Origin of the sequence: Bacillus pretiosus, from assembly GCF_051294775.1 — a bacterium.
Lineage (GTDB): Bacteria > Bacillota > Bacilli > Bacillales > Bacillaceae_G > Bacillus_A > Bacillus_A wiedmannii.
Genome location: NZ_JBPPHF010000006.1, coordinates 64,725 through 78,371, shown reverse-complemented (window position 1 = coordinate 78,371; position 13,647 = coordinate 64,725). Strand labels below are relative to the sequence as shown.

9 protein-coding genes are annotated in these 13,647 nt (G+C 31.0%); 3 read left to right on the top strand and 6 right to left on the bottom strand.

What is annotated here, in order from left to right; genetic code table 11:
• Window positions 1-247 precede the first annotated feature (247 nt).
• From ACSG5Z_RS24795 to ACSG5Z_RS24785, 3 genes are all read left to right on the top strand, one after another.
• Window positions 248-2,857, top strand: a complete 2,610-nt coding sequence (locus ACSG5Z_RS24795) for a putative mucin/carbohydrate-binding domain-containing protein (RefSeq protein WP_435712411.1) — start codon at window positions 248-250, stop codon at window positions 2,855-2,857.
• A gap of 255 nt (window positions 2,858-3,112) precedes the next feature.
• On the top strand, window positions 3,113-3,661 hold the full coding sequence (locus ACSG5Z_RS24790; protein WP_088123170.1) for a fascin domain-containing protein: 549 nt from the start codon (window positions 3,113-3,115) through the stop codon (window positions 3,659-3,661).
• 1,565 nt (window positions 3,662-5,226) lie between these two features.
• Window positions 5,227-5,562, top strand: coding sequence for a hypothetical protein (locus ACSG5Z_RS24785; protein WP_435712410.1), 336 nt, complete (start codon window positions 5,227-5,229; stop codon window positions 5,560-5,562).
• 485 nt (window positions 5,563-6,047) lie between these two features.
• Here the strand turns inward: ACSG5Z_RS24785 and ACSG5Z_RS24780 are convergent, their stop codons facing one another.
• The 6 genes from ACSG5Z_RS24780 to ACSG5Z_RS24755 all read right to left on the bottom strand — a co-directional run bounded on the left by ACSG5Z_RS24780 (window position 6,048) and on the right by ACSG5Z_RS24755 (window position 13,639).
• Window positions 6,048-6,422, bottom strand: a complete 375-nt coding sequence (locus tag ACSG5Z_RS24780) for a hypothetical protein (protein WP_088065106.1) — start codon at window positions 6,420-6,422, stop codon at window positions 6,048-6,050.
• Window positions 6,423-7,110: 688 nt separating this feature from the next.
• Window positions 7,111-7,272: a hypothetical protein gene (locus tag ACSG5Z_RS24775; RefSeq protein WP_435712409.1), complete on the bottom strand. Its 162-nt coding sequence runs from the start codon at window positions 7,270-7,272 to the stop codon at window positions 7,111-7,113.
• On the bottom strand, window positions 7,272-8,387 hold the full coding sequence (locus ACSG5Z_RS24770) for a response regulator aspartate phosphatase (protein WP_330939117.1): 1,116 nt from the start codon (window positions 8,385-8,387) through the stop codon (window positions 7,272-7,274). Before ACSG5Z_RS24770 ends, ACSG5Z_RS24775 begins: the two co-directional genes overlap by 1 nt.
• A gap of 1,023 nt (window positions 8,388-9,410) precedes the next feature.
• Window positions 9,411-10,499, bottom strand: coding sequence for a CDP-glucose 4,6-dehydratase (gene rfbG, locus ACSG5Z_RS24765; protein ID WP_435712408.1), 1,089 nt, complete (start codon window positions 10,497-10,499; stop codon window positions 9,411-9,413).
• Between the two features lie 28 nt (window positions 10,500-10,527).
• Window positions 10,528-11,487, bottom strand: coding sequence for an NAD-dependent epimerase/dehydratase family protein (locus tag ACSG5Z_RS24760; protein WP_435712407.1), 960 nt, complete (start codon window positions 11,485-11,487; stop codon window positions 10,528-10,530).
• Between the two features lie 82 nt (window positions 11,488-11,569).
• A complete protein-coding gene (locus tag ACSG5Z_RS24755) occupies window positions 11,570-13,639 on the bottom strand; it encodes a glycosyl transferase (RefSeq protein ID WP_435712406.1) in 2,070 nt (689 codons plus the stop codon).
• Between the last annotated feature and the right edge of the window lie 8 nt (window positions 13,640-13,647).

Below are 13,647 nucleotides of genomic sequence, written 5' to 3'. Positions count from 1 at the left end.
ACAATTAGATGGAAGTTATGGGTGTTGAATCAAAACATAATAGTTTGTTATTGATGAATTTATCGTAAAGTTGTTATTTAATGTGTCATCAAATAGTATTTGTATACAATGATAAATAAAGAAAAGGAGATTATTATGAGAAAAAATAGATTAAAAGATACAACATAGATAGCATGAATAGCTTGGGGTGTAAAAACATAAAAAACAAAAATCCTTAAGTGCATTAAGGAAAAATGAGGGAGTTAATATGGGGAATAATTCAAAACATAAAACTAGAAAAATACTTGCAGCCACCGCTACAGTAACTATGCTTGCAACTGGAATGATTTCTACAACAGATATCATTGCAGAGGAAACGCAGCAGCAAAAAAATTTATCGACATTACTGCAAAGTGAAAAATCAGTTAAATCAGAAGATAGAACATTTACAGTCCCAGGAAAAGGGGATGTTGAGGTACTGAAACAACAGGAAAGAAAAAGTATAGCATTTAGTCCATATGAACCAACTGGTTTATATGCAAAGCCAAATGAACAAATAACGATTAATGTAGAAGGTAATCAAGATATTCAGTTATATATTGGAACGTATTCGTATGATGCTTCTTGGAGAGAAGATTCTAAGATAAAATCATTTACATTAAAACCTGGTATAAACACAATCCAATCTCCAAATGGGGGGATGATTTATTTTTATAATAAACAACAAGGTGGTACCATTCGAACAACAATTACAACAGGTGGAACGACTACGCCTTTCTTTGAACTAGGAAAGCATACGAAACAAGATTTAATAGACATGCTGGACCAGTATCCTAATGCACATGCAGTGGAGTTAAAAGGAGAACGTGTATTAATTACGGCCAGCCCTGCACGTGTTAAGAAATATTTGTTGGGTTCTAATACAGATCCTGTACAACTCTTAAAAAAGATGGATGAAGCTACTCGAATTCAAGACAAAGTAGCTGGATTATCTGAAGAACAAGTAGATAAACATTATGTTCATTACGTAGAAGAAAATCATTCTCCCGATTATTATATGTATGCAACTACTTATCGAACCGCATATGTAGGAGATGCAATTCAATATGTATTAGATATTAATAAATTTATAAAAGATGGTTGGGGTCCATGGCATGAGGCAGGGCATTTGAGACAGCAATCACCTTGGAATTTTTATAATATGACAGAAGTACAAAATAATATATACAGCCTTTCTGTAGAAAAAGCATTTACATCTAATCAACCCTTTAGATTGCAACAAGAGGGTGCTTATACTAAGGCATTTCAATACTTAGAACAACCTAATAAAAATTATGACGAAGTTAGTGATGTTTTTGTTAAGCTTGTTATGCTTTGGCAACTACAGTTAGCGTATGCAGAGGACTTCTATCCTAAATTGCATCAATTGTATAGAGACATGCCTTCAAGTGAACTTCCACAAACTGATGAAAATAAAAAACAATTATTTATGATCTCAGCATCAAAAGTAGCCAAACAAAATTTGATGCCTTTCTTTGAGAAGTGGGGATTACGTCCAAATAATGATACCATTCAAAAAGTGGCTGCATTAGGATATCCGATTTTAACAGCAGAGATTTGGAAGGGGACGGATTCTAATCCGATTAAACCAGATGTCCCTAATACAAATAATATTTTAGAAGGAAGCCAGTTTGCATGGTCAATGAAAGGGATTAGTGATTTCGAGTTTGCTAAAATCAATTTCAGTAAGTCAGCAGAAGAAATGCAAGTGGACTTAAAAGCAGGAATACCGCATCACTATTTTAATGAAACATATGCGAGTATTAAAGTACAAAATGCATCAGGCAAAGTAGTATACAATAAAGACATTTATGGAAACAAACAACAAAATGCTGAATCGCAAAAAGTTCCAGTCAAAGTAGGAGATTATATTGAGTTAACACATCAAGAAGGTGTGCATAGAGCTACTTTAACAAATGTAGATAACAGTAAACAAGAAAGCTTTGGAAAAAAAGCAATGTACGAAGTTACAAAAGAAGGCCTGAAAAAAGTAGAAAAAATGCCAGAAGCAACAATTTTAGATGGAAATCAATTTGCATGGTCACTAAAAGGAATAAGTGATTTTGAGTTTGCTAAAATCAATTTCAATAAGTCGACAGAAGAAATGCAAGTGGACTTAAAAGCAGGCGTACCGCATCATTATTTTAATGAAACATATGCGAGTATTAAAGTACAAAATGCATCAGGCAAAGTAGTATACAATAAAAACATTTATGGAAACAAACAACAAAATGCTGAATCGCAAAAAGTTCCAGTTAAAGTAGGAGATTATATTGAGTTAACACATCAAGAAGGTGTGCATAGAGCTACTTTAACAAATGTAGATAATAGTAAACAAGAAAGCTTTGGAAAAAAAGCAATGTACGAAGTTACAAAAGAAGGTCTGAAGAAAGTAGAAAAAATGCCAGAAACAACGGTTTTAGATGGAAATCAATTTAGTTGGTCTTTAAAAGGATATAGTGATAGAGAAATTGCAAAAGTAAATTATAATAGGGTAACAGAGAAAATGCAGGTGAATTTAGAAGCAGGCGTACCACATTCTTATTTTAATAATACGTATGCGAGTATCAAAGTACAGAATTCATCCGGTAGTGTTGTGTACAATAAGGAAATAGTGGGAAATAGACAGCAAACTGCTGAAAGCCAAACTGTGCCGGTCAAAGTGGGAGATTATATCGAGTTTACCCATATAGAAGGGGAAGCAGTAAATGAAAAGACACGGGCTAAACTTACTAACCTTGAGAATAATAAACAAGAATATATAGGCAAAAAAAGAATCTATCAAGTTACTTCAACGGGATTAAACAAAATAGATTAACATGAAAAACATTCAAATTTTTAGTTTGATGCTTAATAGTCGTTCATTATGAACGACTATTTGGCATTTATTTAATATAAAGTGAAATTAATTTTAAAAATATGTTTGAGGACTGAGTGATGTTTAGGTGCTATAGATTTGAGAAAAAAGAAACAGAATAATAAGGTATTTGTTGATAAAGGCTCTATTGTATTACAATATTTTACATATTTGGTATGATGTATATGAGTGCTATATAATAAGGGAGGAATGAGAATGAAGTGGTTCATAGCTCATGCAAATGGTAATAATATCTTTAAAAAGTTAGTTTTAATGGTGTTACCAATGGTTCTAATGATAATGATGATAACCCCATCGAATGATGCATTGGCAGCCAACCAATCAAATGCAAGTTCACTAAAAGGTGTGAATCTATTTAATGGAAGCTGGACTGTTGCTATACAAGCTGCAAATTTACAATATGTTTCTGCTGAGCCATCGGGCAATGTAGTAGCAAATCGTAATGCAGTTAATGAATGGGAGAAATTCGAATTAATTCCGACTGGAGAATTATATACGTATGCTTTAAAAGCGAAAAGTAATGGCAAGTACGTTTCGTTTGAGCCAAATGGTAGAGTAGTAGCAGATCGTACATCAATTGGGGCATGGGAAAAATTTATTTTATATAATGGTGGAGACAATAGGATATATGTATTACAAGCGTTAAGTAATGGTAGATTTATATCAGCAAATAGTGGTAGAGAATTAACTGCTAATAGTTATGTAGCTGGAAGTTGGGAAAGATTTGTTATTGTGTATTTCTAAATTTTGAATTGTTTTATATATAAATAAAAATGACTGGTTTAGTTCATATGCATGCTAAATAAAGAGTTAAGTACTTAATACAAGTGTATATTAAGGTGTAAAAAGGACTGACTGCAAGTAATTGTCAGTCCTTTTTGTATGTTAAATAAGTAATTACGGAGGATATAATGAGAAGAAAAAGAACCCTATTGGGTTCTTTTTCAAGGCATATTAACAGTAAGGAGAATCATGAAATGCTACTTCAAATCTTTATTAGGGGAAAGATTTTGAAAAAGCTTAACATACATCTATTTTTACATAAATGTAAGATATAGTAAATTGATAATGTTTACACTTACTATTACTAATATTCAATTAATATAGTTAACACTATGTTTATAGTGTTAACTGATGTTTCGTGTAGTATACATTTAGAAATCTAGTATTAGATTATAATTGTCAAAAAAGCTAATAGATTTATCATTTCAAATTCTAACTAACATTTAAACGATTTTAATTGAAATGGGGTGTGTATTAACTCTTATAAGCTAATGAAAGTAAATAAAATAAACAAAGACCCTGTAAAAAAATACAGGGTCGGATACAGGGTTAAGGGAACGCGTAGTTTCTTAAAAACATAATAGCATATATATTTTGTGTAGCTATATGAGGATTTTGACAAAATTAAGAACAAGACAGAAAATCTTTAAGAAATTATATTGGTGGAGATATGGTTTGGAAGTGAACTGTTTACCTGTTGATATAGATGAAAACTTTGGAGCATCGTGATCAAACTTTCTTTAAATAAGGGGTTTAGGTTATTGAGGTAATTGGATCTTCCTGAAAAAGAAAAATGTTTTTAAATTAAAAGTAGAAAAGACACCTTTCGGGTGTCTTTTCTTTTGGTATACAGCTTACATATTGCTGAATTAGATACGAAATCATAATTCGACTATGAAATAAACAACTTAAGAAATTTTAACATAATATGGACTGAAAAGAATATGTAATATTGCATTTTTAGTTTTCAATTTATTTATTTATTGGTATAGAAAAGCAGTATAAATAAAAAGGGCATGCAGTCGTATCTGCCGCCCCTTTTAGGAGGAATTCAAGACACCGATAGAACACGTATTGGTAAAAAGGCTCAAAAATAGTATATGTAAAAAGAAAAAGTCCTATACCAAAAGTGGACTGAGCCGTATCTTTTTTACTTATTTAAAAATTAAATTTCATTCTTTTCAAAATAAGTACGGTAAACATATGATTTGGAATGAAATTAGCAAAAGTATACATGAAAATGGCAGACAACAATTTTGTCGTCTGCCAGTGCCAATGGACTGAATGAGTTAGTCAATTACTATATATTGCTACCCCATTACCAGAAGAGTGAAGCCGCTAGTTCAAACGGCTTAAACCTAGTATGCCTAATAAAGAAAAAATTATGAGTAGAAATTTTGTTTGCTCTATATGAAAAGATAAATAGATATTCATCAGACAAGGATAATACAGCATACCTTGAATAGGGTGTAGGAACGAATTAAGGAAAAGAATGTAATGTTATTAGGGAAGGGACTGAATCAGGAGTGGGAATTTCGGACAGGATTTTGGGAGCCGTGGTTGCCTTTGGTATTACGACTAATATCACTGCTTGTATAATAGCATTATACATTCAAAAGTATGAGCTAATGATAAACTGCCTTATAAATATTTTATTTTTAATACGTATAGCTAAAACGTTTATTAAAATGAAAATTAACAAATGGATGGCATTAGGATTTACGTTGGTTGTAATAGAAAAAGGTATTAAGGCAGGTTATGACTTCTACACACATGATTACTATGGTGTCAGTTGGAGTTTAGCTATCATTATCTATTGCATATACGAGATGGAAAATTATTATGTTGAAACAAATAATTAGCCGCAAAAATAAGGATTAGTAGGCGTAATTCTTATTAAAGTATACAATTTTTTTGAACAATGATATTACGATCCTGTTTTTTACTTCAAGAACATAAAAAAAGACGCCATAAGGCGCCCCCAAATTGGGTAAATGAGGTTTTAGTTTTCCAATCTAAAGAAATTATGTATCAGCTCACAATGAGAGTATATCATAATATATAATCAAAATAATATGCATTATTACATATCCGAGTTTAACAAAAGTAAGATGAGAGTAAACTAAAATATTATAAAAAAGACACTACAAGAGTGTCTTTTTTGGGGAAATACTCTATAATTAACTTTGGGGAAGGTAATGTTAGAGTATTCGTTTAGCATTATCTTTATATTTGATAAACCATGAAATCGAAAGATTTTGTGGTTTATTTTTTGAACAATAGATATTACAGTATTGGCAGTGAGCTATTGATTATTATAAGCATTGGGAGAGAAGGGATTAAAAGTCTAACATCGAATAACGGTTCCGGAATATAGTGTTGCGAAATGATCTCCCATATCCCAAACGGTACTTGCTTGTATATAGCCCTTAAAGCCTTCTGAAGAATAATAAATCTCTTTTGGTATACTTTCTTTAGTTTGGAAATGTGCTTTAGAGTACTTTACATAATGGTTTTTAATAACTTTTGATTCTGGAACAATAGTGTTTTTTTGTTCCAATGTTTGCCTAGCACTAGAAGGTGGTATGAATCTTACAGTGTCTTGGTAATTATGATCTAAGGTGTCAGCCTGTACACTGTGTGACGACACAAAGACGCTTAAACCACTTCCCACAATTAATGTTGCAAATGCTAACTTTGAGAATTTTGTTAATCTACTCATTTTACAATCTCCTTTTCATTATTTTATAAGGTATCTCCTTACACCTCACAGTCTATATCCACTACAAAAGGGTGTACATACATATTGATAGACAAAATTCTACAAAATACCTCATCTTTTTGGGGATTGTGTATAATAATCCAATGTTTAATAATTTATCAGAAGTAAAAAAGTAGGTCTTATATAAAAGAAAATGAATAATTTATGCAAGTAATGTATATAAAATTATTGTTTAAATATTCTAAAATGAGTTGATAAAGATGTGGGAATTTTTTTAGAAAATAAATGATTCCAAAGATTAAATTTGAAAGTTAGATTCTCTTTTAAGTTTATTTTTATAGTATTATTCACATGTGTGAATTATTAAGATTTAAATATAAAAAAGTGAGAAAAATGATAAACATTCTTCTCACTTTCATCAATTAGGGTGGCATATACATAAATATGCGTTTAAAAGGATTTTCGGATGAAAAATCCACATGAATAGTATAACAAAATATTTAAGGCTATTTACATGTAAAATTGCATATGTAGAGTCGGTAGTTATAATAGCTAGAGTGTTTCCATTATTATTTAACAGATTTTCCTAAAAGATTCGCCTTCCTTAAGCTTGTACAGGGTGATACGTGAGAGATAAATTTTGATATGTAAAGCCCCTCCGAATGGAGGGGCTTTACATACACTTACATTAAGTTTGTTGTGGTGCACCACCATGATCGCCAACACTATATGTGGGAGCGGGGTAATGTCCATGAGTAGCAAACGGATCCGCTTTAGAAAATTGAGAAATTCCCACCGTTAGAACCCCAATAAAAGCAATACCCGATAATAATAGGCTGATTTTTTTCATTATTTCAACACTCCTTTTTCGATTGATTTTCGTCTTGCTTGGTAACAAATATGGAAATAGTCACTTACCTTTTGGTGGTTCTCTAATTGTCTACATTTTATGGCAAATAATTCGGCGTATTCGACAACATATTCCCATAATTCTTCTTCCTCAAAGTATAAGATTCCTTCTTGAATGATTTTTTCTAATTCTTCCAGTGGAATATTTTCATTTAATCTTTTTAAAATAGAGAAGTGGTGTGTGTATTCTTCGTTATGAATTCCTCTGCAAATCTGTAATCCCTTATCAATGAGTTTGCTAGCTGCTGATTGTTCTCCTAATTTATAATGTTCCTTAGCTTGTAGGAAGATAGCCTTGAAGTGTGTAGGGATTTTTTCTGTTACTTCTGAAAGGTGACGAATAGCTAACGTAGACATACTTTGATCAGAATACAGCCACCCCATAGTACTTTTTACGTATAACAAGGAATCTTCTTCCTTATTATTCTGTAGTAATTCAATTGCACAATGTAGATATTCTTCTGCTTGTTCGTACTGCTTTAAATAGATACAGCAACCACCTAGCAAACTATTACAAAAGGCTGTTTTTACTTCATAACCTTCATACTTCGAAAAGATTGCCCTTGATTTATTTGCGTATTCGATAGAAGCGAGCATGTTATAGGTATGGTGATAAAAAGTAGCAATTCTATAGTAGAATTCAGCGTGTTCAATTTCATCTGGAATGTTTACTAATATCTTTTCTGCCAGTTTATAATGTTCCTCTGCCTCAGTAAAACTTGATATAAAAGTGGAATGAATGGATTTAAAAAAGTGATAATAGAAGCGTAGAAAATGGTCTGTAGGCATATCATAATCACTAATAGCATCAAAACTATTTTGTTGAATACCGAGGCTATCTGTTAAGACCGTGTAACGAAATTCAAGTAGTGAGTAATAAAGTAACAAATTTTGATCCTGACGTTCTTGATTTGGCTCAATGCTTAACTTATTAATTTTTTCATCAATCTTCTTTTTTAGATTAGTAGCTTTTATAACTTGTTGAGATAGCATAGATCGATACCAGTCGTTCAATAGAGAGGTTAATTGCTCATTTCCCTTTACTGAAACACTCACTATATACTCCCCCATCCTATAGAAATATCTTAATCCTATATAATTGTAACTATCATAGCAAAATAAAAGAAAAAATGGAGGTATTTTACAATGTTTTTCAATAAAATTCATAAAAAACAATCAATTTATGTCGAATGTACTTAGAATTTAACACAAATGTATAAACTTTGCGTATGTAAATAAGAAGAGAATAAAGAAAGAAAAAACTTGTAGGAATTCCTACAAGTTTTTTTAGATAATGTAAAAATGTGAAACAGACTATCTCATTACTCGTAACAGGGAAACTATCTTACTTATGGCTTGCTTTCATTATATAACGAGTTTTAGCATTTAGAATTTTTGTGTTTGAAAATTATGTGAATTTATGCTGAAGATGTACTATTTTAAGGATTTGTTCTCGCTGTGATTAAGACAAATTAAAGAAAGGTAGTGGAAAAGGCGCATAAAAGGGAAAATTTCCTTTAAACGTTCTAAAAAGATGATTCTAAAAGTTATTTGTCTGTAGAATAAATAGTTCATGAAATTATCCCCATTGGTGAAAGTAAATGAGAGACTCGATATATAAGTAAGAACTTTGGGGGAGTATATACCAGAAAGGTATAATTATAAAATTGTTAAAGCTTAGTATAATTATCGAGATTTTCACCTTGTTTGCTTTTCTAATAGGATAAGTTGAAGAAGATAGGAAGTTTTTCTTTGAAATAAGCTTTTTTGATAGGAAAAAGTTTTTTTCATAACTAGAACAAATAAATGGATAAGTTCATATACTGTATTGTCGTTAAAGTAAGACATTATTCTCTCTGAACCAAGGAATCACTAGCACAATATGTGATTCCTTGGTTCTTAAGTATAATGTCTATGAGTAATTTGAAATAACCGAAGAAATAAAATCTTTGTTAATGGGCAGTCACAGGATTCTAGGTATAATAGGTTCACAATTTAGACTATAAAAGTTAATGTCTCTTTAGCTAAGAAGACTCCCTCCTTAAGAAACAAGCAGTGAGTATGAGTAAGGGGGATAGTTTAAAGTGCGGAATATTGTTTGATTTGGTTAACACATAAATTTAGCATCTCTGTACTGGTGTAAGAAGTATAATGTTTATACCATTCTATTGTATTTTCTAAAGTCTGTTGTAGGGACCACCTCGGTTGCCAATTAAGCTTGAATTTTGCTTTACTAACGTCAAGGTTTAGTAAATTTGCTTCATGGAAATTCATTGGACCCATATTTTCTGTTGTCCAATCCCCGCAACCCCAAATATCTAGTAAACTCGTCACTAATTTTTCTACTGGAACAATATTGTCTAGGGATGGTCCGAAATTCCATGCACCTGAAAAAATAATATCATTATTAATAATTTTTTCTGTGAGGAGTAAATAACCGCTTAAGGGTTCTAATACATGTTGCCAGGGTCTAATAGCGGTAGGATTTCTAATAATAATCTTTTTATTCGATTCTAATGCTCGTATACAATCAGGAATAATCCTATCTATTGACCAATCACCACCACCAATTACATTACCAGCTCGAACGCTTGCAATTATTTTCTTGTGGTGAGAAAATTTTTCTTCTGATAAATAAGAATTTCGATAGGAAGAAATTAAAAGCTCACAGCATCCTTTACTTGAACTATATATGTCATGACCGCCCATAGGATCAATTTCACGATAACCCCAAGGCCATTCTTTATTTTCATAGCACTTGTCACTTGTCACCATAATTCCTATTTTAGCTGATTCATGTAATCGAATTGCCTCTAGTACATTCATAGTTCCTAGAACGTTTACCTCGTATGTTTCTCTAGGATATTCATATGAATACTTAACTAGCGGTTGTGCAGCTAAATGGAATACAATTTCAGGGTTATAATCTGTAAAAACTTTATTTAGTTTACTAAAATCTCTTATGTCACCGCGAATGTCTATTATATCATTTTGAAGATTGGTAACATTAAAGTTGTCGTTTTTATTTTTAGGATCCAATGAATATCCAATTACAGTGGCACCTAATTCCTTCAACCATAGGGATAACCAAGAACCTTTAAAACCAGTATGTCCTGTAATTAAAATTTTCTTTCCGTAAAAAGCGTTATTAAAGTTTTTGTTTAACAATTAATCCACCTCCTTTAGTACAATATTTTCAGGGGATTAGATATAAATGTGTATTGTTTTTATACCAATCAATAGTTTTAATAATTCCTTCTTCAATATTAATTCTAGGTTCCCAAGAAAGAGATTCTTTAATTTTGTGAACATCTGCTTCAGGAACCCATCTTTCATTTGTTCTAGAGGAAATTGCACCGTAATTTGGTCTGGAATTGGTGTTCAAATGTTTGAATAATAATTCTACATAATGTTTTAAGGGATGAATGGTACCACTCCCAATATTAAAGATATCATTTTGTACAGTGGTATTTTCTACTGCTAGGATACAGGCATCTATTATATTTTCTATATAACAATAATCTCTTAATTGATTGCATAAAGTTAAATTTACATCTTTATTTTGCAACACTTGCAAGATAATATAGCTGAATATTTTATGTGGCTCCTCAGCCTCTCCGAATATGCCAAAAGGTCTTAGTGTTATAAGATTAATATTGTTTTCGCTTGCCATTTGATGGGCTAATATAGTAGCAGCAGCTTTGGTACTTCCATAGATATCCACAGGAGTTAGTAGCATATTTTCATGAATAGGTTCCATTTTATTGCCGTATTCAGAACTACTACCCATATGAATAATTTTTTTACAATTTACTAATTTTGCTGCCTGAATTATGTTACATGTCCCTATAATATTTGTTTCTATAGCGTGCATGTAGTCTATATGGGCAGAATTTACACCATAGGCTGCCAGGTGAAAGATATAATCCGGGTTAACTTTCTTTATTACATCTTGTACTTGTTTTTTGTCTCGTATATCTATTTCATAGGTTTTAATATTTTTTAGAATATCCTTTAGTCTCCAAGAATTGGATGATGTTCTTATAAAAAGAACAATTTTTGCTTGTAAATTTAAAAGTCTTCGTACCAAGTGAGAACCAATAAAACCATATCCACCAGTAATAAGAAAAGTTTTATTTTTAAATGAAGTAATCATAGTGATAATCTATCCTTTATTAAGATTTATTTTTAGTTAATGGAATAAATTCACTTATTTTAACATAAGGAGAATATCAGTCTTAATTGTGATGAGGGGAGGAGTATTTAAAATAATTTTTTATTGTATTTGTATCAATTTGGCCAGCAAATAAAGGGGATGGGGATTTTTGAAAAGTGTTATGAAGGATATGACATGTCTTGTTCAATTGTTCAATATAAGGAATATATATATGATCTAAAATCGTTGGAGGTAATTCTAAAGTTTCATGTTTCCACAAGTCGAACTCATTTGGATTAATAATCTGCATACTTCCAAAATGAAAAGCAATTAATTCATCTTGATCAATAAGAACTTTATTATCTGTTTTTGATATAGAACTGCTATTTAGAATTACATTCCAAGGTGCTGCATCAATACCTTTATGAGTCATGATTTTTATATTAGAAAAAATGTTAGGAATGTGATTTAAATATTTTTGGTCACCCCACCTATTCATTTCAACATCATAATGATTTTTGCAATATTCTAGGCATTTATCTTTCCACCATGTTAAAATTTCTTTACTATTTTGATCGTTTTTAAAGCCAACTAAACCAGCTTGGTATATACCGTGTATGCTTTCAATTTCAGTAGAACTTCTTTGGGGGCATAGGAATATAGAGTATTTCCACCATTCATCAAGAATGATATTAGGTGCTGTAAAGAAATACATATCAGCATCACAATGTATAATGTGATCAACCTCGGGATAAAGACTAAGGACATGTAGACAAAGAGGTGCTTTTAATGTCCAACAATATTCTTGTAAATTTCTCTCATTTTTTATACTGAGGAGTTCATGATTTTCAAGATCTTTTACCGGAATGAGTATGGCGTGCTTTAATTTTAAATCCTCCAATATTTGATAAGTTAAATCATCCATACAACAGATCCATACAGTAAATTTAGTGTTGAGATTTTCTAAGGAATAATAAGAGGTCAATCCTTGAATTAATCGTTCTTTACTTATAATCATAGAAAAGTTCATAAAATGGTTGGATTGATTCATTTTTCTTCTTAATTGTGAATCTTTATATAAGGTTTGAGCTTCATTTATATCTTTTTTACTTAAAAATTGTTTCGTATTTTTATTAAATTTTTCTTTTAATTGCTTTAAAACAAATTGGATTCTCTCTAAATAAGGAGTGTAAATATGGTTTAATATATTGTTTGGTATTGAAATTGCTCCCAAAGACCATAGATCAAAATCATTTTCAGTAAAGATAGTAATACATGCAAAATGGTAAACAACTAGTTTATCATTTTCAATAAATACATCATTGTTACTCTTGTCAATTTTGTAATCGTTATTATATATACAGTTCCAAGGCGCAGCATTTATACCTAAGTTATTGGAAATTTTTACTTTTGGAAAATAGATAGGGATATAATCTAAATACTTTTGGTCGCCAAACTTTCCCTCCTCAGGTTCGGCACTACACCAATCTATACATTTATTTTTCCACCAACTTACACTCTTTAGTCCATAGAGATCATTCTTAAATCCAATTAGACCAGCCTGATATTTGCCGTACATTTTTTCTACCCAATCACGATCTCTTTGGGGAGTAAGGAAAATAGAATGTTCACCCCATTCCTCAAAAATAATATTAGGATCAGAGAAAAAGCATAAATCACCATCACAATATAGAATAGATGGTAAATGGTAATTTACCAATAAATATTCTATCAAGACAGATTTTAAAGTCCAACAATATTCATTTACTTTTCTTTTTCTCTTAATTGCTTTTAGTTCACTATCTTCTAATTCTTCAACTTGTAAAAGGTTTACGTTAATTAGATTCATTTCTTTTAATAATGAATATGCAAAAGGATCTATACAACAAATCCACAATGTAAATTTTTCTGAGTACTGCATTAATGATTGCTGTAAGGCAATGATTTTCAAGACATATTCACTACCTACAATGACACAGAAATGATTATTTAGATCATGTTGTTGATTATAGAATTGAGGGTTAATTAGTTTTTGAGTATTTTTAGGGGAGAGATTTGAAGTCTTAATTTCTGTTGAAAGCGGGTTAATTATTTTCTCATTAGAGGGGATATATAATCGAGGTAAACTTATTTTTTTATCATTAAAGCTCAATGTTTATT